We start from the raw sequence: 17,973 nt of genomic DNA, 5'->3' as shown, positions 1-17,973 counted from the left end.
CATGGTTCATGTGTTCTCCTTGCCCGAAGGGCGCCAGTCCAGATCCTGGAAGGCCGGGCTCGCGAAGCATTCGGCGAGGAAGTCCAGGAATCGCCGCATGATGGCGGGCTGCTGTCGACGCGACGCGTACACCGCATGGATGCCGAGCTCGTCCAGGCTGTACTCGGGCAGCAGTTCGATCAGTTCGCCACTGCGCAGCAACGGTGCGACCTGGTAGGTCGGCAACATGGCGATGCCTGCATTGGCGCGGACGGCCTCCAGCAGCAGCGATGCTTCATTGGCACTGATGTTGCCGCCCACCGCAACCGACAACGAACGCCCTTCGCGATGCAGCTGCCATAGGCTCTTGCCGACGTAGTGATGGGTCAGGCAGTTGTGCGTGGCGAGATGTTCGGGGGCAGTCGGCGTGCCGCGTGCCTGCAGGTAGGCCGGCGTCGCGCACAGCACCGAGCGGCAGATCGCCAAGCGACGTGCGATCAGGCTGGGATCGATCTGCCTTGCGATGCGCACCGCCAGGTCGACGCGCTCCTCCACCAGGTTGACCGTGCGGTCGACCAGCAGCAGTTCGATGCGTGCGGCCGGATGGCGCTGCACGAAGGCGGCCACTGCGCGCGCCAGATGGCTCTGCCCGAACGACACGCTGGCGGTGATGCGCAATGTGCCGTGCGGCTCGGGATCGTCGCTGGCCAGCTCGCCCTGCAGTTCATCGCCGATCGCCAGCATCTGCCGGAAACGCGCCAGCGCGGCTTCACCTGCCCCGGTCAGGCTGACCCGCCGCGTGGTCCGGTGCAGCAGCCGCGCACCCAGCCAGCCTTCTACTTCGGCCAGGTAGCGGCTGACCATCGCCCGCGACATGTCCAGCACCTCGGCGGCGGCGGTCAGGCTGCCGCGCTCGGCGACCTCGACGAACACGGTCATGGCGGTCAATCGGTCCATCTGCTCGATCCATGCAACAAACAAGCGCGTTATACGCTGTTTTTCGAGCGACTGCAGCGGCCTACAGTGGCCTCATTCCCCCGCCCTACCCCACGGAGTCCTGCCATGAAGATCGCCCTCGTCGGTGCCACCGGCAACATCGGCCGCCAGATCGCCCGCCACGCGCTGGCCAACGGCCACCAACTGACCGTCATCGTGCGCAGCGCGCAGGACCTGCCGGCCGAGCTGGCCGGCGCCCATCCGGTCATCGCCTCGCTGGACGACCAGGATGCCCTGGTCGCCGCCATTGCCGGCCACGATGTGCTGGCCAGCGCCTACGGCCCGCGCCCGGGCGACGACATCGGTCGCGTCGGCGAGGTTGCCGCGCAGCTGGCCGACGCCGCCCGCAAGGCCAACGTGCCGCGCCTGGTGGTGGTCGGCGGTGCTGGCAGCCTGGAAGTCGCCCCCGGCGTGCAGCTGGTCGACACCCCCACCTTCCCGGAGGCCTACAAGCCCTACGCGCTGGCCCACCGTGAAGCCTTCAACCGCCTGCAGGCAGTGGATGACCTGGACTGGACCTTCTTCTCGCCGGCGGCCGAAATCGGCCCGGGTGAAGAGCGTGGGCAGTATCGCGTGCAGCCCAAGGCCTTCCTCGCCGATGCCAGCGGCCACAGCCGCATCAGCTACGCCGACTACGGCGCCGCGTTCGTCGCCGAACTGGAAGCGCGCAAGTACCCGAAGCAGATCATCACGGCGGCGTACTGATCGACACGCTTGTTCTGTAGAGCCGAAGGCAACGGCAGGAGCCGTTGCCAACGTCGCTTGCGACGGCCCGTAGGGGGCCGGGCAAGGACGCCCGGCGTAGCCCACGCTCGGCTCAACGCAAACATGTAGCCGAGCATGGCTCGGCTCTACACGAGGAATTCCCCATGCGTACCGCTGCCCTGCTGCTTCCCCTCGCGCTGGCTGCCAGCTTCGCCAGCACCCCGCTGCTGGCCGCACCGGCCGCGCCTGCGCCTGCCAGCGCCGCGAAATCCCAGCTGCGCCTGCAGACCTTCCATCCCGGCCCGCAGGCGATGTTCTCGGTGTCCTCGGTGCTGATCGAAGGGCGCAACGACGCGATCCTGGTCAACGCGCAGTTCGCTGCCGGCGATGCGCGCCGGCTGGTCGAGCAGATCCGCGCCAGCGGCAAGCGGCTGACCACCATCTACATCAGCCATGGCGATCCGGACTATTACTTCGGCCTGGCCACCGTGCAGGACGCGTTCCCGCAGGCGCGCATCGTCGCCACCGCGCAGACCGTGGCGCATATCCGTGAATCCCAGGCCGGCAAGCTGGCGTACTGGGGGCCGAAGATGGGTGCCGACGTTCCCGCACGCATCGTGGTGCCAGCGATACTGGAAGGCGATGCACTGCAGCTGGAAGGCCAGCGCCTGCCGTTGATCGGCCTGGATGGACCGACGCCGGACCGCAGCGTGCTGTGGGTGCCGTCACTGCGCGCGATCGTCGGTGGCATTCCGGTGGTGGCCGGCGAGCATGTGTGGATGGCCGACACGCAGACGCCGCAGTCGCATGCCGATTGGTTGCGCACGCTGCAGCAGCTGCAGGCGTTGAAGCCGAAGGTGGTGGTGCCCGGTCATTACGCGGAGGGTGCGGCACTGGATGCCAGTGCGCTGCGCTTCACGGCGGATTACATCCGCGCCTTCGATGTTGAAACGGCCAAGGCCAAGGACAGTGCGGCGTTGGTGAAGGCGATGCAGGCGCGCTATCCGAAGCTGGCGGGCGTGACGTCGCTGGAGTTGAGTGCGAAGGTGGCCAAGGGCGAGATGCAGTGGCCGTAAGGTAGGAGTTTTCTTTTGCAGGGCTGCGCCCTGCACCTGCCGAATCGACGGCAACGGCAAAAGCGGGCATTCCGTGGGTGGGCGGGGTGGGTCCGGTTGCGGGGGACGCCGTGAATACGTCCCTGTAGGCTTGGCCGCGGCATCCATGCCGCGGACACCCCCGCAACCGGACCCACCCCGCCTTCGACAGATCTCCGCAATCTGTCTGGATGGCATGGCCTGCCCTTGGTAGGTGTCGACCTTGGTCGACACGCAGATCCAGACATGCGTGGATGAACAATCAGGATCGGTCGGTCGGGGAGTGCTCGAACAATTCGCCCTGCACCACCGGCTCCTTTTCGCGGAAACCGCCGAGGCCGACGCCGACCAGGCGGTAACGGGTGTCGGCGGGCAGGTCGACGCGGGCGCGCAGTGACAGCGCGATGTCGCGCAGTTCGGCCATCGATTCCGGCGGGCGTTCCGGGGTGAAGCTGCGGGTGAGGAGGCGGAACTGCGCGGTCTTCAGCTTCAACACCACGGTGTGGCCGATGCGTTCGGTCTTGCGCGTGGCATGCCAGGTCTTCTCGGCCAGCTGCACGATCGCTTCAGCGAGGTCTTCCAGCAACAGGTCCTCGGCGAAGGTGTCTTCGGAGGAGATCGACTGCACCTGCTGGTCAGGCTCCACCGGCCGCTCGTCGACACCGCGTGCGCGGTTGTACAGGCTGCGGCCGAAGCTGCCGAAGGCTTCTTCCAGGTCCGGCAGCGTCCACTGCCGCAGGTCGCCGCAGGTGACGATGCCACGCGCCGCCAGCTTGCCTTCCATCACCTTGCCGACGCCGGGCACGCGGTTCACCGGCAGCGGCAGCAGGAACGCATCCACCCGCTGCGGCGGAATCACGAACTGACCGTCGGGCTTGCGCCAGTCCGAGGCGATCTTGGCCAGGAACTTGTTCGGCGCGATTCCGGCTGAAGCAGTCAGCCGGGTTTCCTCGCGGATCTGCGCGCGGATGGTGCGCGCGATGTCGGTGGCCAGTTCGATGTTGCTCTTCGGCACCGTGACATCCAGATAGGCCTCATCCAGTGACAACGGCTCGACCAGGTCGGTATGGCGCAGGAAGATCTCGCGCACGTGGCGCGACACCGCCTTGTAACGTGCGAAGTCCGGCGGCACGAAGATCGCGTCCGGGCACAGGCGCTCGGCGCGCAGGGCCGGCATCGCCGAACGCACGCCGAACACGCGCGCCTCGTACGAGGCGGCGCACACCACTGAACGCGCGCCGCGCCATGCCACAACCACCGGCTTGCCGCGCAGTGACGGATCGTCGCGCTGCTCCACCGACGCGTAGAAGGCGTCCATGTCAACGTGGATGATCTTGCGCAGTGCGTTCATGGTTGGCCCACATGATACCTGCACCGTACCCGTCCAGACGCCGAAGTATGGTCGTTGTGCATCAACGGGATGCGTGGTTTCAGCTGAAAACACTACGCACGCGTACGGAGACGCGGTTTGATATCCGCCTGATCCGTCGTGCATCCTCGGGAACTCGTTGCCTTGTTTTCGCTTCCAGGATTGCGCTTTCCATGACTCGTCTCCACGCGTTCAACCGCGACCAGCTGCTGGCCAGCGCACGCGGTGAACTGTTCGGCGCTGCCGCCGGCCGGTTGCCCAACGACCCGATGCTGATGTTCGACCGCATCACCGAAATCCGCGAGGACGGCGGACCGCATGGCAAGGGCATGGTACGCGCCGAACTGGATATCCGCCCGGACCTGTGGTTCTTCGGCTGCCACTTCATCGGCGACCCGGTGATGCCCGGCTGCCTGGGCCTGGATGCCATGTGGCAGCTGACCGGCTTCTTCCTCACCTGGCTGGGTGCCCCCGGCAAGGGCCGCGCCCTGGGCTGCGGCGAAGTGAAGTTCACCGGCCAGGTGCTGCCAGACGCGAAGCTGGTGCGCTACGAGATCGACATCAGCCGCGTCATCAACCGCAAGCTGGTGATGGCCCAGTCCGACGCCCGCATGTACGTGGACGACCGCGAGATCTACAACGCCCGCGACCTGCGCGTGGGCCTGTTCACTGAAACCGGGAGCTTCTGATGCGTCGCGTCGTCATCACCGGCATGGGCATCACGTCCTGCCTCGGCAATGATCTGGATACCGTTTCTGCCGCCCTGCGCGAGAGCCGTGCCGGCATCACCGCGCTGGCCGACCACGCCGAAGCCGGCCTGCGCAGCCAGGTCGGCGGTCGCGTCGACCTCGACCTGGACGCGCTGATCGACCGCAAGCAGAAGCGCTTCATGAGCGATGCCGCCGCCTTCGCCTACCTGGCGATGGCCGATGCCATCACCGATGCGGGCCTGACCCCGGAGCAGGTCAGTGGCCTGCGCACCGGCCTGATCGCCGGTTCCGGCGGTGGCTCCAGCGAATGGCAGGTGGGTGCGGTCGATCTGCTGCGCAGCCGTGGCGTGCGCAAGGTCGGTCCGTACATGGTGCCGCGCACGATGTGCTCGACCGTGTCGGCGTGCCTGGCCACCGCGTTCCAGATCAAGGGCGTCAGCTACTCGCTGTCGGCCGCCTGCGCCACCTCCGCACACTGCATCGGCGCGGCTGCCGACCTCATCCGCCACGGCGCGCAGGACATCATGTTCGCCGGCGGCGGTGAAGACCTGCACTGGTCGATGAGCGTGATGTTCGATGCGATGGGTGCACTGTCCACCAGCTTCAACGACACCCCCGCCAGCGCCTCGCGCCCGTATGACAAGGACCGCGATGGCTTCGTCATCGCCGGTGGTGGCGGCATGCTGGTGCTGGAGGATTACGACCACGCCGTGGCACGTGGCGCGCACATCCATGCCGAGCTGATCGGCTATGGCGTGACCTCCGATGGCGCCGACATGGTCGCGCCGTCCGGTGAAGGCGCCGTGCGCTGCATGAAGATGGCGCTGCAGAACGTGGACCGTCCGCTGGATTACCTCAACACCCACGGCACCTCGACCCCGCTGGGCGATGTGACCGAGCTGGGTGCGATCCGCGAGGTGTTCGGCGATGCGATTCCGCCGCTGTCCTCGACCAAGGCGCTGTCGGGCCATTCGCTGGGCGCTGCCAGCGTGCATGAAGCGATCTACTGCCTGCTGATGATGCGCGACGGCTTCGTGGCCGGTTCGGCCAACATCGGTGAGCTGGACCCGAGGGTGGAAGGCTTCCCGATCCTGCGCGAAAGCCGCGAGCAGAAGCTGGATACGGTGATGTCCAACAGCTTCGGCTTCGGCGGCACCAACGCGGCGCTGGTGTTCGGCAGGGTGTGATCTGAAAGCGTGCCAACCAAGGTTGGCACCTACCAGAGCGGTAGCGCCGGGCCATGCCCGGCGAGAGCGGTGAAGCGTGCCGACCAACGGTCGGCACCCACCGGGTTCAAGGTTGGCATCCCGGGTTCAGGGGTGGCACCTACCAGGGCGGTAGCGCCGGGCCATGCCCGGCGAGAGCGGTGAAGCGTGCCGACCAACGGTCGGCACCCACCAGCACCCACCCTCACCCACCGTTACCTCGGCAACAGCGGCAGCAGCAGTGCGTGGGCGTCCACCAGCGAGCCGACGATGCGGTGGCCCAACGCACGCAGTTCTTCATCGGGATGCACCAGGTCCGGCACCTGGATCACGGTCATGCCCGCCGCCAGCGCGGCACGCGTGCCGGCCGGGGAATCCTCCAGCGCCAGGCAGCGTTCCGGTGCCTTGCCCAGCCGCTGCGCGGCCAGCAGGTAGATGTCCGGTGCCGGCTTGGCCCGCGCCACGTCGCCACCGGCGATCACCGCATCGAAGTACGGCAGCAACCCGGTCGCGGCCAGCTTGCGGTTGGCCCGCGGTTGCCGTGTCGAGGTCGCCACCGCACGCGGCACCGCGTGCGACTTCAACAACTCAAGCAGTTCCAGGATGCCCGGACGCAACGGCAGGCCGGTCTGGGTGCGTTCCTCGTACAGATCATGACAACGCGCGGCCATCGCCTCGATCACGCTGTCTTCGATCCCCTGCTGGCGCAGCAGCGCCTGGCTGTCGCGGTCGCCAAGACCGACCATGCGCACGAAGAAGCTGGCATCCAGCGGCAGGCCGAACTCCTCTGCGGCCTCGCTCCAGCATGCAAGCGACACACGCTCGCTGTCGATCATCAGGCCGTCCATGTCGAAGATGACGGCGTCAGGCAGGAACGGCAGCGCAGCGATGGAGGTCATGGAGCGAACAGCGTATCCAGATCGGTGGAGGTCAGCAGCCGCCATTGCCCTTCGGCCAGTCCCTGCAGGTCCAGGCCACCGACACGGCTGCGATGCAGTGCCTGCACGTGGTTGCCTGCGGCAGCGAACATGCGGCGTACCTGATGGTAGCGACCTTCGTGCAGCACCAGGCGCGCTTTGCGCGGCCCGAGCACCTGCAGTTCAGCCGGCAGCAGGGGCGTCTTTTCCGCTTCCAGCATCAGCGTGCCGCTGGCAAACAGCGCCACCTCGTCACCACGCAGGTCTTCAGCCAGCTCCACTTCGTAGACCTTGGGCAGCTTCGACTTCGGCGAAATGATCCGGTGCAGCAGGTTGCCGTCGTCGGTCAGCAGCAGCAGACCGCTGGTCTCGCGGTCCAGGCGGCCGACGGTGGACAGCACCGGGTCGCGGTCGCGGAAGCGCGGCGGCAGCAGGTCGTAGATCAGGCGGCCCTTGTCCTTGGTCGAACAGGTGTAGCCGGCCGGCTTGTACATCGCCAGCGACAGGCCCACCGGCGGGTCCAGCGGCTCGCCATCGACCCGCACCGCTTCATGCGGCACCTGGTCGTCGGCATACAGCACCTCGCCGTCAGCGTCGGTGACGCGGCCTTCGCGGAACATCCACTGCACCTGCTTGCGGCTGCCGTAGCCGAGGTTGGCGATGAGCTTGACCAGTTTCACCGGCCCTTCCCCTTGCCCTTTACCGCCTCGACCAGCTTGAAGCCATCGCGCTCGGCAACCACGCGCACCGCGCCGAAGCTCTCATTGAGCGTGTACTCGTACGGCAGGTGGCGGTTGGCCACCACGTACAGGCGCCCACCCGGGCGCAGTGCCTGCGCGGCCACAGCGATGAAGCGCTGGCCGATGTCCGGGCGATCCGCACGCGAGGGCGTGTGGAATGGCGGGTTGCTGATGATGACGTCGTAGTCCGGCTCGATACCGGCGGTGACATCGCGCCACAGGAAGCGCAGCGGCACCGGGCGCGGCGGCGGCGCCAGATTGAGTTCGGCCAGGTCCAGCGCGCGCTTCTCGGCCTCGTACAGGTCCAGCGCGGTGATCTTCGGGCAGCGCTCCAGCAGCTCGCGCGACAGGTAGCCGTAACCGGCACCGAGGTCGGCCGCACGCCCGGCCAGATCGGCCGGCAGGTGCTCGGCCAGCAGCGCCGAGGCCGGGTCGATGCGGTCCCAGGCGAATACGCCCGGTCGGCTGAGGAAGCGGCCACCCACGATCGGACGCACCGCGTCCAGGCTGCCCCAGCGCTTGGCCACGTCCGCATCATGCTGGCCCTGCAGCGGCGCGGTCCAGAACACGCGGCAGTGGTTCTTGGTCAGGCTGCCGCCGAGGCCGGCCAACTGCTTGAGGTCGCCTTCGCCGGAGCGGGCGCCCTCGTTGTTGTGCTGGCAGGCCACGATGCGGCCCCCCTCGGCGACCAGCGCCAGGGCGCGGGCGAACAGCGCGCGGGCTTCCTCACGCTGGCGCGGCGGCAGCACCAGCACCAGCGGGTAACGGCCGCGGCCGGCAACATCATCCAGCTGGCCGCTGACGGTCCAGCCAGCGGCCTGCTGCAGCGGCTGCGCGAACGGAGCGAAGCTCTGCTCGCAGTCGACCTCACGGCCGCCGGCCTGCTCGCGCAGAGGCCAGCCGTCACGGGCGCGCAGGAAGGCCACCGGACCCTCCGGCCAGCGCAGGGCGCCGCTGGAGAACGGCAGGAACAGGGTCTGCAGGGGGGCGTCGTCGCTGGATGCCATCGGCGCGGGTACTGGAAGCGTGAGGGCCGTCCATTGTACCGGCTTGTCCGGCCCGGCCCCGGCCGCCGCTTTGCGAAACTTCAACGTTGCCTTGATGCCGCAGCAACATGCCAGCGTTCAGGGTAGAAGCTCCCCCGCAACTCCTGGAGATCCTGCATGCGTGCCTTGTTCGTCGGAGGTGTTGTCGACAACAGTGAAATGGACCTGGAAGGCAGCCATCCCCCCGTGCATTACCCGGAGGACACCGGCGGTGGTCATTCCCGCTACCGCCTGCACCAGGTCGGCCACGGCGCCGATGGCAGTGTGGCCTACGCCGTGTATGGGGCACCGGATCTGGCCGACGATGAAGTGACCCGGGTAGCCGAGGAGCGCGCCTATGCGCGCAGGTTCGAGGCGACGGCAACGCTGTTCGAGCACTGACAGGCCTGTAGCGCCCGAGCCCATGCTCGGGCGGCGGCACAGCCGCGCAAACGGCAGCCGAGCATGGGCTCGGCTCTACATCGGATCAAGGCGCCGTGGGCGGCAGCTCGCGGATGCTGGCGATTTCATCCAACCACACGTGATGCTGCTGCACCGGCGTATCGAGATCGTCCAGCCGCAGCTGGCCGTTGCTGCCTTCGTCGCCGGCGTCGTTGCGGTACTGCTGCAGCGTCGGCTGCACCGCAACCGTGCCCAGCAGGCGGCGGCCATCGTGCAGGGTCAGCTGCACCTGGGTTTCGCCGCGCAATTGTGGCAGCAGGGCTTCCAGGCGCGTGATCTGCGCTGGATCGGTATGAATTCGGGGAGCAATACGGGACATCGGCGACCTCCTGCTCTGCAGGGTCGCCGATTGGCCGTGAATGCTCAGTGCAGCAGTCCGTCCCCGCGCGTGGCCTGCACGCGCCGCACGACACCTACCAGCTGGGCCACCGAGTACGGCTTGGCCACGTGTTCCTGGAAGCCCGAGGCCAGCGCGCGACGTCGGTCGTCCGCGCGCGCCAGCGCCGTCACCGCCACCGCTGGCAGTGCGGCGGCATCCACGCCCAGATCCTGTCGCAGCGTGCTCACCAGGCCATAGCCATCCATGCCCGGCATGCCGATATCGGTCAGCAGCACGTGGTACTGCAGGTGGCCATTGTCGGCCAGCAGCGCCAGCGCCTCGCCTGCGGAACTGGCCGCGGACACGCTGGCGCCCTGCTCTTCCAGCATGCGCCGCAGGTACTCCAGCACTTCTGGCTGGTCTTCCACCGCCAGCACATGCAGGCCGCGCAGCGGGTAGGGCTCGACCACCATCGGCTCCAGGATCGGACCGCTGACGACCTCACGCAGCGGACGCCGTTCGGCATCGGGCAGGTGCTGCGGCAGGCGCACGGTGAAGGTGGAGCCGTGGCCGTGGCCATCGCTGGCCGCGCTGACCGTACCGCCATGCAGTTCGACCAGCTGCTGCACGATGGCCAAGCCCAGGCCCAGACCGCCATGGCGGCGGGTGGTGGTGCCGTCGGCCTGGCGGAAGCGGCTGAACAGATGGTTCAGGAACTCCGGCGCGATGCCGTCGCCGGTATCGCGCACGGTGATCGTCCAGTAGTTGCCATCGGCCTGCAGCTGCACATCGATGCGGCCTTCGGCCGGGGTGAACTTGATCGCGTTGGACAGCAGGTTCCAGAACACCTGCTGCAGCCGGGTGGCATCGCCCAGCACCTGGCAGGCCTGCGCCGGCAGCTGCAGGGTGACGTCCAGCGCCTTGCCCTCGGCCACCAGCTCCTGCGCGCCCATCGCTTCGTTCAACTGGTCGCGCAGGTCCAGCACTTCCACTTCCAGCTGCACCTTGCCCAGCAGCATGCTGCTGAGATCGAGCATGTCCGAGATCAACCGCTTCTGCGCGGTGGCACTGTTGGCGATCACCCCCAGGCCCTTGTACAGCGGGCTGGTGGCATCGACGCGCTGCAGCAGCAGTTCGCTCCAGCCCAGGATCGTGGTCAGCGGCGTGCGCAGCTCGTGCGACAGCGTGGCCAGGAATTCATCCTTCAGCCGCGCCATGTTCTCCGCAGCACTGCGCGCGGCGCGCTCGGACTGCAGCAGCTCCTCGCGCGCCAGTTCGATCTCGCGACGCTCGGTGACGTCCGGGCTGCTGCCGGCCAGGCCGATGAAGCGGCCCATCCGCGAGAAGCGCGGACGCGCGTTCATTTCCAGCCAGCGCCACTGTCCATCGGCACGGCGGGCGCGCACCAGCGCGTGCATCGAACGCTGCGCTTTCAGTGCTTCCTGCAGTTCGTATTCGAACACCGAGGCATCGTCGGGATGCACCAGGCCGCGCCAGACATCTTCCGGCACGCGGTTCTCGTCGCCGCCGAAGAACTCGCTGAAGGCACTGTTGACGAAACGGGCGTGGCCGCGCTCATCCAGCACCCACACCGGCATCGGCAGGCCATCGGCCAACGCACTGAAACGGGCCTCGCTCTCGCCCAGTTCCACTTCCATCTGCTTGCGCGCGGTCACATCGAAGAACAGGATGCCGACCTTGTCCTCGCCTGGCCGCCCCACCCGAACGGCATCAACGGCGAACGTACGCCCCAGGGCACGTGCCTCCATCTCGAATTGGGCCGGCCGCCCGGTCCGGGCGACTTCGCCATAGATGCGGAACCAGTCGCCTTCGTGCTGCGGCTCCAGTGCGCTCATGCGCTTGCCACAGGCATCCTTCAGGCCGGTGTGGCGCTCGAAAGCGTCGTTGACCTCGAGGAAGCGGTAATCGATCGCCTCGTCGCCATCGAACAGCACCTGGATCACACAGAAACCTGCGTTGATGCGCTCAAGCACGCCATGGTGCAGGTCAGTTTCGGGCGTCGGCACCATCAAGGGTGAGCGCTCCACGAGGGGCGGCAGTGTGGACAAGGGCGTCGTGAAAAGACCGGATGGAGGTACAGCATCTTCCAGAGCGCGTATTCACAGCGTCAAGCGCCGTCAGTCACGGTTGACGACCATGAATTGGCGGCAACTGTTGACGCATTTGACGCTACTGACCATTGCTGCGGCCCTCCAGCGGGATCACACTCGATCCGAGATCATCACCCTCCCCGCTTCGGGGACGCAGGAGACTGCCATGAAAGGTTCGCTTTCTACCGCCCTGCTGCTGGCCGGCATGCTTGCCGTGGGCAGCGTGGCCGCCGCGCCGCGCACGGTAACCGCGCCCGACGCACCGCGCGCGCTGCAGGCCGATGGCCCGGTCAGCGTGAAGTGGGACGATCCGGCGAAGTTCACCGAGCTCCGTCAGAGCAGCAACCGCTTCGAGGCTGAACGTGGGGACTGGGTGCAGCAGCTGGCACGTTACGTACAGACCAGCGCCGCCAAGCCACTGCAGGCCGGGCAGACGCTGGACGTGACCCTGGTCGATATCAAGCGCGCGGGCGACTACGAGCCCTGGCACGGCCCGCGTGGCAGCGACATCCGGATCATGCGCGACATCTACCCGCCGCGGATCACCCTGCAGTACACGCTGAAGGATGCCAGCGGGCGCATCATCGATGAAGGCGACGCCCGCCTGAGCGACAGCGGCTACCTGCACAACATCGGCCTGAAGAGCGATACCGATCCGCTGCGCTACGAAAAGCGCCTGATCGATGATTGGGTGAAGCGCCAGCTGACCTCGCGCGTCACCGCTGCCCGGTAGGTGTCGACCTTGGTCGACACGCATTCACGGCGCCGACCAGGGTCGCCCGTTACCAGCGCCGGTCAATCCTGGTAGACGCGTGCCACGCGCTTGACACCACACGGCAGCTGGTAGGCACTGACACCGCAACGCGGCGCCAACTCTGAAAGGGTCGGCGCAGTGCCCCACAGTTCCACCACGCTGCCGACGCCGGCGTGCGCATGCGCGGTCAGGTCCACGGTCAGCATGTCCATCGACACGCGGCCGATCAGCCCACCGGGTTGGCCATCGATCAGCACCGGGGTGCCATTGGGAGCGAACTGCGGATAGCCATCGGCATAGCCCAGTGCGACCACGCCCACGCGTGTGCGTGCCTTGGCGACGAAACGCGCACCGTAGCCGACCGGCTCGCCGGCCTCGATCCAGCGCTCGGCGATCACCTTGGACTGCATCGTCATCACCGGGCGCAGGCGCGCAGTGAGTTCGCTGTTGTCCGGCAGCGGGTTGGCCCCGTACAGCATCAGGCCCGGGCGCACCCAGTCACTGCGCACATCCGGCCAGCCCAGCAGCGCCGGCGAATTGCAGACGCTGGTCTCACCTTGCAGGCCTTCGATGGCCTCCACGAAGGTCGCGGCCTGCTCATGGGTGCGCTCGCTGTCCAGCTCATCGGCGCGCGCCAGGTGGGTCATCAGTACGATGCGCGCCACCTGCGGCAGTGCCGACACGCGCGCGTGCGCGGCGCGGAAACCGGCCACGTCCAGGCCCAGCCGGTGCATGCCACTGTCCAGCTTCAGCCACACCGTCAGCGGGCGCGGGCTGTCGAACGCGGCCAGCGCTTCCAGCTGCCACGGCGAACCGACCGAGAACCACAGGTCATGCTCGGCCACCAGCGCCATTTCGCTCGGCTCGAAGATGCCTTCCAGCAGCAGGATCGGGGCACGGATACCGGCCTGGCGCAGTTCCAGCGCCTCTTCAATCGTGGCCACACCGAAGCCGTCGGCCTCACCTTCCAGTGCCTGCGCGCAGCGCACCGCACCATGGCCATAGGCATCGGCCTTGATGATCGCCAGCGCCTTGCCACCGCCCAGTTCACGGGCCAGGCGATAGTTGCTGCGCAGTGCGCCCAGGTCGATCAGCGCGCGGGCAGGACGCATGTGCGGTTCTCATGTTGCGGGGCGTGGCGGTACTGGCCGTAGCGGAAGATATCCAGGCCTTCGGTGCTGATCTGCGGCTGGCGCGCGCTCATCAGGTCGGCCAGGTAGCGGCCCGAGCCGCAGGCCATGGTCCAACCCAGCGTGCCGTGGCCGGTGTTGAGGAACAGGTTGCGGAACGGCGTGGCGCCGATCACCGGTGTGCCGTCCGGCGTAGCAGGGCGTAGGCCGGTCCAGAACTCGGCCTTGGCCAGGTCACCGCCCTTCGGGTACAGATCGCGCACCACCAGTTCCAGCGTCTCGCGCCGGCGCGGCGACAGCGACAGGTCAAAGCCGGCCACTTCGGCCATGCCGCCGACGCGGATGCGGTTGTCGAAGCGGGTGACCGCCACCTTGTAGCTCTCATCGAGGATGGTCGAGGTGGGCGCCATCGCCGGATCGGTGATCGGCAGGGTCAGCGAGTAGCCCTTCAGCGGGTACACCGGCAGGCGCATGCCCAGCGGCGCAACCAGTGCCGGCGAATAGCTGCCCAGTGCGACCACGAAGCGGTCCGCGGTTTCCAGCTTGCCGCCGATGCGCACGCCGGTGATGCGGTCGCCGTCGAATTCCACGCCGGTGATGTCCTGGTCGTAGCGGAACTCGACGCCCGCTTCGGCCGCCATCTGCGCCAGACGGCGGGTGAACAGCTGGCAATCGCCGGTCTGGTCGCGCGGCAGGCGCAGTGCGCCGACCAGGCCATCGACGTGGGCCAGCGCGGGCTCGGCCTTGATGATGCCGGCGCGATCCAGCACTTCGTACGGCACGCCGTACTGGGCCAGGATCTCGATGTCCTGCGCCGAGGCATCCAGCTGCTGCTGGGTGCGGAACAGCTGGGTGGTGCCCAGGTCGCGCCCTTCGAAATCGATGCCGATCTGCGCGCGCAGCTCATTCAGGCAGTCGCGGCTGTACTCGGACATGCGCACCATGCGCGCCTTGTTGATCGCGTAGCGCTCGTGGGTGCAGTTGCGCAGCATCTGCCACAGCCAGCGGTACTGGGCCAGGTCCATGCCCGGCTTGATCGCCAGCGGCGCGTGCTTCTCGAACAGCCAACCGATGGCCTTCTTCGGCACGCCCGGGGCGGCCCACGGCGAGGTGTAGCCGAAGGACAGCTGGCCGGCATTGGCGAAGCTGGTTTCCAGCGCGGGACCGGGCTGGCGGTCGACGACCGTGACTTCAAACCCGGCCTGTCGCAGGTACCAGGCACTGGTGGTGCCGATCACGCCGCTGCCGAGAACTAGGACTCGCATGGGAATTCTCCAACCCGATCATTCCCTGCATTTGGGTGCGCAGGGGCCACAATCGGGGAAGTATATTCTTCCGTTCCTAGGTGATTTGCCTGATTTTAGGAATGCAGGCAGGATATTTTCCTCTGATTCATTCCCCGAGGTTGACGGCCATGACCACCCGCCCCCGCGAACTGGACAAGATCGACCGCAAGATCCTGCGCATCCTGCAGGGCGAAGGCCGCATTTCCTTCACCGAGCTGGGCGAACGTGTCGGTCTGTCGACCACCCCGTGTACCGAGCGCGTGCGCCGGCTGGAGCGCGAAGCGGTGATCACCGGCTATCACGCCCACCTGGACCCGTCGGCGCTGAAAGCCAGCCTGCTGGTGTTCGTCGAGATCAGCCTGGCCTACAAGTCCGGTGACATCTTCGAGGAGTTCCGGCGGGCGGCGCTGAAGCTGCCCAACGTGCTGGAATGCCATCTGGTGTCGGGCGATTTCGATTACCTGCTGAAAGCGCGGATCAGCGAGATGGCTTCGTATCGCAAGCTGCTTGGCAGCACCCTGCTGACCCTGCCGCATGTGCGTGAATCGAAGAGCTACATCGTGATGGAAGAGGTCAAGGAGACCTGGTCGCTGCCGATTCCCGATTGAATCGACCGGCGGCAGCGGGACCAGATCCCGTAGCACGGGCTCTGGCCCCTGGCTGCATCAACGCTGCTGCGGGTTCTTCATGGAACCCTGTTGCGGATTCTTCTTCTGCTGCTCGTTCGGCTGCTGTTGCTGTTGCTGCTGGCGCTGCTGGTCCTGCGGTGTTTTGCCCTGCTGTTCCTTGCCGGGATGACGGTTCTGCTGGTTGGCCATGATCGTATTCCAAGGGGACGAGGGAAGCGCGACGGCGGGGATGCCGGCGCAGGTCCACCGTGGTCCTGGCGCGGTTAATCGCAGGCGAAAAACGGGTGATGCGGGGCGTGCAGGGCGGGGGCTGTTTTCCGGCGTTCATGTGGGTGGCGGGTTTCCTGCCAACGGCTGAGCCCCTTGTGGCTGGGCCGGGTGCGGTGCTGCGGGTGGGCCGGGCGGGTGGGCTGTGCAGGGGGCGCTGCAAGTACGTCCCTGTAAGCTCGGTCGCCGCATCCATGCGGCTCACGCCCCTGCACAGCCCACCCGCCCGGCCTTGGACAGGTTCATGCGGGCGCCAGCCACGGAAAAGAAAAAGAAAAAAGAGCGACAGCGGGTCGCTGCGCTCTCTTTGGGTTACTCGATTGGTTTCAGGCGCTGGGGTCAGCGCTTGATCTGCTGGCCGTCGCCGGTGGGTACGCTGTCGTAGTAGCGGCCGGTGCGCGAGTCGAACACTCGGTTGGGGCCGACCGGTTTGACGCCGGGAACGATGCGGCCGTTGCGGTCGTAGACCTTGTCCGGCAACGTCGGTGCGGGCGTGGGGGCCACCTGGGCCGGGCCGGTCGAGCGGATCGGCTGGGCCGGCTGCGGCGAGGGCAGCACCTGCGGCTGCGGGCGCGATGCCTGCGGTGGCGGGGCGACAGGCGGCGGTGCCAGCGTCGAGCTGCTGCGGGTGGCGGTCGGATTGCCGGTGGGCACCTGCGCCTGGACAAGCAGAGGCAGCAGGGCCGTCAACAGTAGAACCAGACGGGGTTTCATGGCGCGCTCCAGGGTGGACCACATCCACCCTGCACCTGCCCCTGTGTGCCGCCCATGAACGGCCATCACACTTGCAAGCGCGTGCCGACACCCCCACGTCTGCGGCATCCCAGGCCACAACCCCACGGAGAGCCGGCATGAGCGCTTTCGATCTGACGCCCCCCACCGCCACGCAGACCGACGCCCTGGTCGCCGGGCTCAGCGCCGAGGAGCGCCGCGTGCTGCTGCAGCATGGCACCGAGGCACCCTTCTGCGGGGTGTTCCTCGACAACAAGCGTGAGGGGGTCTACTGCTGCCGGCTGTGCGCGCTGCCGCTGTTCCGCTCCAGCACCAAGTTCGATTCGGGCACCGGCTGGCCCAGTTTCTTCGCTCCGTTCGACCCGGCACATGTGCGCGAGATCCACGACAGCAGCCACGGCATGGTCCGCACCGAGATCACCTGCGCCCGCTGCGGCAGCCACCTGGGCCACGTATTCCCGGACGGTCCGCCGCCCACCTACGAGCGCCATTGCCTGAACTCGGTCTCACTTTCGTTCACCGGCAACGGCGAGCCCTGGCCCGATCCGCTGCAGCGTGGCGGCGCGGAAGCCGGCGTGGCGGGCTGACACCCGCCGCACTGCCCTGCTGACCGACTTCACAGAATTCCCTCTTCAGAAACACCGGTGTCAGGCCGACAAGGAGATATCCCCTCTCCTTGCGTCGCGCCATGCTCATCATCGTTGGATTCCTGGTCGTCATCATCAGCGTGCTGGGCGGCTACCTCGGCGCACACGGCCGCCTTGGGGCGCTGTGGCAGCCTTATGAGCTGGTCATCATCGGCGGTGCCGCGCTGGGTGCGTTCCTGGTCGGCACACCGGCCAAGACCGTCAAGCAGACGCTGCAGGCCATGGTCGGCGTGTTCAAGGGCCCGCGTTACAAGCAGCAGGACTACATCGATGTCCTCAGCCTGGTGTACGAACTGCTCAACAAGGCCCGCCGTGAAGGCTTCATGGCGCTGGAAGACCATGTCGAGCGCCCGGCCGAAAGCGCGCTGTTCGGCAACTACCCGAAGGTGCAGGCCGACCACCACCTGATCGACTTCATCACCGACTGCCTGCGCCTGATGATCGGCAGCAACATCGAGCCGCACGAGCTGGAGCCGCTGCTGGAGCTGGAGCTGGAGAAGCACCACGCCGAGGCGATGGCACCGTCGCAGGTACTGACCAAGGTCGCCGACGGCCTGCCCGGTTTCGGCATCGTCGCGGCAGTGCTGGGCATCGTCATCACCATGGGCTCGATCGGCGGCGACATCGTCGAAGTGGGTGGCCATGTGGCCGGCGCGCTGGTCGGCACGTTCCTCGGCATCCTGCTGGGCTATGGCTTCGTCGGCCCGATGGCGTCGGCGATGGAAGCCCGTGCCGAGCAGGACAGCCGCATCTATGAGTCGGTGAAGACCGCCCTGCTGGCCTGCCTGCGCGGCTACAACCCGAAGATCGCGCTGGAGTTCGCCCGCAAGACGCTGCCGTCGAACGTGCGCCCGGCGTTCTCCGACTTCGAGCAGCACCTGAAGACGGTCAAGTAA

The 17,973-nt window shown here is 67.3% G+C and carries 20 protein-coding genes; 9 read left to right on the top strand and 11 right to left on the bottom strand.

All coding sequences use genetic code 11. The annotated features are described in order from the left end of the window. Positions 1-6 precede the first annotated feature (6 nt). Positions 7-936, bottom strand: a complete 930-nt coding sequence (locus CR919_RS20485) for a LysR family transcriptional regulator (RefSeq protein WP_099821589.1) — start codon at positions 934-936, stop codon at positions 7-9. 105 nt (positions 937-1,041) lie between these two features. Between CR919_RS20485 and CR919_RS20480 the strand changes: the two genes are divergently transcribed. Further along, a complete protein-coding gene (locus tag CR919_RS20480; protein WP_099821588.1) occupies positions 1,042-1,680 on the top strand; it encodes an NAD(P)H-binding protein in 639 nt (212 codons plus the stop codon). A gap of 164 nt (positions 1,681-1,844) precedes the next feature. Beyond that, a complete protein-coding gene (locus CR919_RS20475) occupies positions 1,845-2,756 on the top strand; it encodes an MBL fold metallo-hydrolase (RefSeq protein ID WP_099821587.1) in 912 nt (303 codons plus the stop codon). Positions 2,757-3,036: 280 nt separating this feature from the next. Here the strand turns inward: CR919_RS20475 and dinB are convergent, their stop codons facing one another. Beyond that, a complete protein-coding gene (gene dinB, locus CR919_RS20470) occupies positions 3,037-4,125 on the bottom strand; it encodes a DNA polymerase IV (RefSeq protein ID WP_099821586.1) in 1,089 nt (362 codons plus the stop codon). 191 nt (positions 4,126-4,316) lie between these two features. On the opposite strand from dinB, the gene fabA reads away from it, so the two are divergent. Both fabA and fabB read left to right on the top strand, forming a co-directional pair. Next, positions 4,317-4,832 carry a 3-hydroxyacyl-[acyl-carrier-protein] dehydratase FabA gene (gene fabA / locus CR919_RS20465; protein ID WP_025878420.1) on the top strand — a complete coding sequence of 172 codons (516 nt, stop codon included), beginning with the start codon at positions 4,317-4,319 and terminating at the stop codon, positions 4,830-4,832. Further along, on the top strand, positions 4,832-6,040 hold the full coding sequence (fabB, locus tag CR919_RS20460; protein ID WP_025878419.1) for a beta-ketoacyl-ACP synthase I: 1,209 nt from the start codon (positions 4,832-4,834) through the stop codon (positions 6,038-6,040). The genes fabA and fabB overlap by 1 nt, the downstream gene beginning before the upstream one ends. A 233-nt stretch (positions 6,041-6,273) precedes the next feature. Here fabB and CR919_RS20455 read toward each other — a convergent pair whose 3' ends face one another. From CR919_RS20455 to CR919_RS20445, 3 genes are read right to left on the bottom strand one after another with little or no spacing between them, the layout of a single operon-like run. After that, positions 6,274-6,957: an HAD family phosphatase gene (locus tag CR919_RS20455; protein WP_099821585.1), complete on the bottom strand. Its 684-nt coding sequence runs from the start codon at positions 6,955-6,957 to the stop codon at positions 6,274-6,276. Continuing rightward, positions 6,954-7,655: a pseudouridine synthase gene (locus CR919_RS20450; RefSeq protein ID WP_099821584.1), complete on the bottom strand. Its 702-nt coding sequence runs from the start codon at positions 7,653-7,655 to the stop codon at positions 6,954-6,956. The genes CR919_RS20455 and CR919_RS20450 overlap by 4 nt, the downstream gene beginning before the upstream one ends. Beyond that, positions 7,652-8,722 carry a class I SAM-dependent methyltransferase gene (locus CR919_RS20445; protein ID WP_099821583.1) on the bottom strand — a complete coding sequence of 357 codons (1,071 nt, stop codon included), beginning with the start codon at positions 8,720-8,722 and terminating at the stop codon, positions 7,652-7,654. The genes CR919_RS20450 and CR919_RS20445 overlap by 4 nt, the downstream gene beginning before the upstream one ends. Positions 8,723-8,878: 156 nt before the next feature. On the opposite strand from CR919_RS20445, the gene CR919_RS20440 reads away from it, so the two are divergent. Then, a complete protein-coding gene (locus tag CR919_RS20440; RefSeq protein ID WP_025878415.1) occupies positions 8,879-9,142 on the top strand; it encodes a hypothetical protein in 264 nt (87 codons plus the stop codon). A gap of 85 nt (positions 9,143-9,227) precedes the next feature. Here CR919_RS20440 and CR919_RS20435 read toward each other — a convergent pair whose 3' ends face one another. Together CR919_RS20435 and CR919_RS20430 are read right to left on the bottom strand one after the other, a co-directional pair. Beyond that, the gene (locus CR919_RS20435) at positions 9,228-9,521 is read right to left on the bottom strand and encodes a DUF3247 family protein (protein WP_099821582.1); all 294 of its coding nucleotides are present in this window, start codon (positions 9,519-9,521) and stop codon (positions 9,228-9,230) included. 44 nt (positions 9,522-9,565) lie between these two features. Continuing rightward, positions 9,566-11,551 carry an ATP-binding protein gene (locus CR919_RS20430; protein ID WP_243380374.1) on the bottom strand — a complete coding sequence of 662 codons (1,986 nt, stop codon included), beginning with the start codon at positions 11,549-11,551 and terminating at the stop codon, positions 9,566-9,568. 247 nt (positions 11,552-11,798) lie between these two features. Here CR919_RS20430 and CR919_RS20425 point away from each other — a divergent pair, with 247 nt between their 5' ends. Beyond that, entirely contained in the window at positions 11,799-12,365 is a 567-nt protein-coding gene (locus tag CR919_RS20425; protein ID WP_089238446.1) for a DUF3016 domain-containing protein, read from the top strand. Positions 12,366-12,427: 62 nt separating this feature from the next. Here the strand turns inward: CR919_RS20425 and alr are convergent, their stop codons facing one another. Beyond that, the gene (alr, locus tag CR919_RS20420; RefSeq protein ID WP_099821580.1) at positions 12,428-13,498 is read right to left on the bottom strand and encodes an alanine racemase; all 1,071 of its coding nucleotides are present in this window, start codon (positions 13,496-13,498) and stop codon (positions 12,428-12,430) included. Further along, complete coding sequence (locus CR919_RS20415) at positions 13,477-14,781, bottom strand: D-amino acid dehydrogenase (protein ID WP_099821579.1); 1,305 nt, start codon at positions 14,779-14,781, stop codon at positions 13,477-13,479. The genes alr and CR919_RS20415 overlap by 22 nt, the downstream gene beginning before the upstream one ends. Before the next feature lie 149 nt (positions 14,782-14,930). Here CR919_RS20415 and CR919_RS20410 point away from each other — a divergent pair, with 149 nt between their 5' ends. Then, positions 14,931-15,410, top strand: a complete 480-nt coding sequence (locus tag CR919_RS20410; protein ID WP_089241164.1) for an Lrp/AsnC ligand binding domain-containing protein — start codon at positions 14,931-14,933, stop codon at positions 15,408-15,410. 57 nt (positions 15,411-15,467) lie between these two features. Here CR919_RS20410 and CR919_RS20405 read toward each other — a convergent pair whose 3' ends face one another. Continuing rightward, positions 15,468-15,620 carry a lana protein gene (locus CR919_RS20405; RefSeq protein ID WP_089238441.1) on the bottom strand — a complete coding sequence of 51 codons (153 nt, stop codon included), beginning with the start codon at positions 15,618-15,620 and terminating at the stop codon, positions 15,468-15,470. A 417-nt stretch (positions 15,621-16,037) separates the two neighbouring features. Further along, positions 16,038-16,412 (bottom strand): classical arabinogalactan protein 4, encoded by a 375-nt coding sequence (locus tag CR919_RS20400; protein ID WP_099821578.1) that lies wholly within the window; start codon positions 16,410-16,412, stop codon positions 16,038-16,040. Positions 16,413-16,549: 137 nt separating this feature from the next. On the opposite strand from CR919_RS20400, the gene msrB reads away from it, so the two are divergent. Beyond that, positions 16,550-17,017 carry a peptide-methionine (R)-S-oxide reductase MsrB gene (gene msrB, locus CR919_RS20395; RefSeq protein ID WP_099821577.1) on the top strand — a complete coding sequence of 156 codons (468 nt, stop codon included), beginning with the start codon at positions 16,550-16,552 and terminating at the stop codon, positions 17,015-17,017. Positions 17,018-17,118: 101 nt separating this feature from the next. Next, positions 17,119-17,973, top strand: a complete 855-nt coding sequence (gene motA, locus CR919_RS20390) for a flagellar motor stator protein MotA (RefSeq protein ID WP_012509934.1) — start codon at positions 17,119-17,121, stop codon at positions 17,971-17,973.

It is taken from the genome of Stenotrophomonas sp. LMG 10879 (genome assembly GCF_002750935.1).
In the GTDB taxonomy this organism is placed as follows: Bacteria; Pseudomonadota; Gammaproteobacteria; order Xanthomonadales; family Xanthomonadaceae; genus Stenotrophomonas; species Stenotrophomonas lactitubi_B.
This window is presented reverse-complemented; position numbering and strand designations above follow the sequence as displayed.

What these genes read in the sequence shown, in the direction of transcription:
- CR919_RS20440 (WP_025878415.1), top strand. Translation starts at nt 8,879, where the DNA reads ATGCGTGCCTTGTTCGTCGGAGGTGTTGTCGACAACAGTGAAATGGAC.
- CR919_RS20405 (WP_089238441.1), bottom strand. Translation starts at nt 15,620, where the DNA reads ATGGCCAACCAGCAGAACCGTCATCCCGGCAAGGAACAGCAGGGCAAA.
- CR919_RS20480 (WP_099821588.1), top strand. Translation starts at nt 1,042, where the DNA reads ATGAAGATCGCCCTCGTCGGTGCCACCGGCAACATCGGCCGCCAGATC.
- CR919_RS20455 (WP_099821585.1), bottom strand. Translation starts at nt 6,957, where the DNA reads ATGACCTCCATCGCTGCGCTGCCGTTCCTGCCTGACGCCGTCATCTTC.
- CR919_RS20410 (WP_089241164.1), top strand. Translation starts at nt 14,931, where the DNA reads ATGACCACCCGCCCCCGCGAACTGGACAAGATCGACCGCAAGATCCTG.
- dinB (WP_099821586.1), bottom strand. Translation starts at nt 4,125, where the DNA reads ATGAACGCACTGCGCAAGATCATCCACGTTGACATGGACGCCTTCTAC.
- fabA (WP_025878420.1), top strand. Translation starts at nt 4,317, where the DNA reads ATGACTCGTCTCCACGCGTTCAACCGCGACCAGCTGCTGGCCAGCGCA.
- CR919_RS20475 (WP_099821587.1), top strand. Translation starts at nt 1,845, where the DNA reads ATGCGTACCGCTGCCCTGCTGCTTCCCCTCGCGCTGGCTGCCAGCTTC.
- CR919_RS20415 (WP_099821579.1), bottom strand. Translation starts at nt 14,781, where the DNA reads ATGCGAGTCCTAGTTCTCGGCAGCGGCGTGATCGGCACCACCAGTGCC.
- CR919_RS20445 (WP_099821583.1), bottom strand. Translation starts at nt 8,722, where the DNA reads ATGGCATCCAGCGACGACGCCCCCCTGCAGACCCTGTTCCTGCCGTTC.
- CR919_RS20430 (WP_243380374.1), bottom strand. Translation starts at nt 11,551, where the DNA reads ATGGTGCCGACGCCCGAAACTGACCTGCACCATGGCGTGCTTGAGCGC.
- msrB (WP_099821577.1), top strand. Translation starts at nt 16,550, where the DNA reads ATGAGCGCTTTCGATCTGACGCCCCCCACCGCCACGCAGACCGACGCC.
- CR919_RS20485 (WP_099821589.1), bottom strand. Translation starts at nt 936, where the DNA reads ATGGACCGATTGACCGCCATGACCGTGTTCGTCGAGGTCGCCGAGCGC.
- CR919_RS20400 (WP_099821578.1), bottom strand. Translation starts at nt 16,412, where the DNA reads ATGAAACCCCGTCTGGTTCTACTGTTGACGGCCCTGCTGCCTCTGCTT.
- motA (WP_012509934.1), top strand. Translation starts at nt 17,119, where the DNA reads ATGCTCATCATCGTTGGATTCCTGGTCGTCATCATCAGCGTGCTGGGC.
- CR919_RS20425 (WP_089238446.1), top strand. Translation starts at nt 11,799, where the DNA reads ATGAAAGGTTCGCTTTCTACCGCCCTGCTGCTGGCCGGCATGCTTGCC.
- CR919_RS20435 (WP_099821582.1), bottom strand. Translation starts at nt 9,521, where the DNA reads ATGTCCCGTATTGCTCCCCGAATTCATACCGATCCAGCGCAGATCACG.
- alr (WP_099821580.1), bottom strand. Translation starts at nt 13,498, where the DNA reads ATGCGTCCTGCCCGCGCGCTGATCGACCTGGGCGCACTGCGCAGCAAC.
- fabB (WP_025878419.1), top strand. Translation starts at nt 4,832, where the DNA reads ATGCGTCGCGTCGTCATCACCGGCATGGGCATCACGTCCTGCCTCGGC.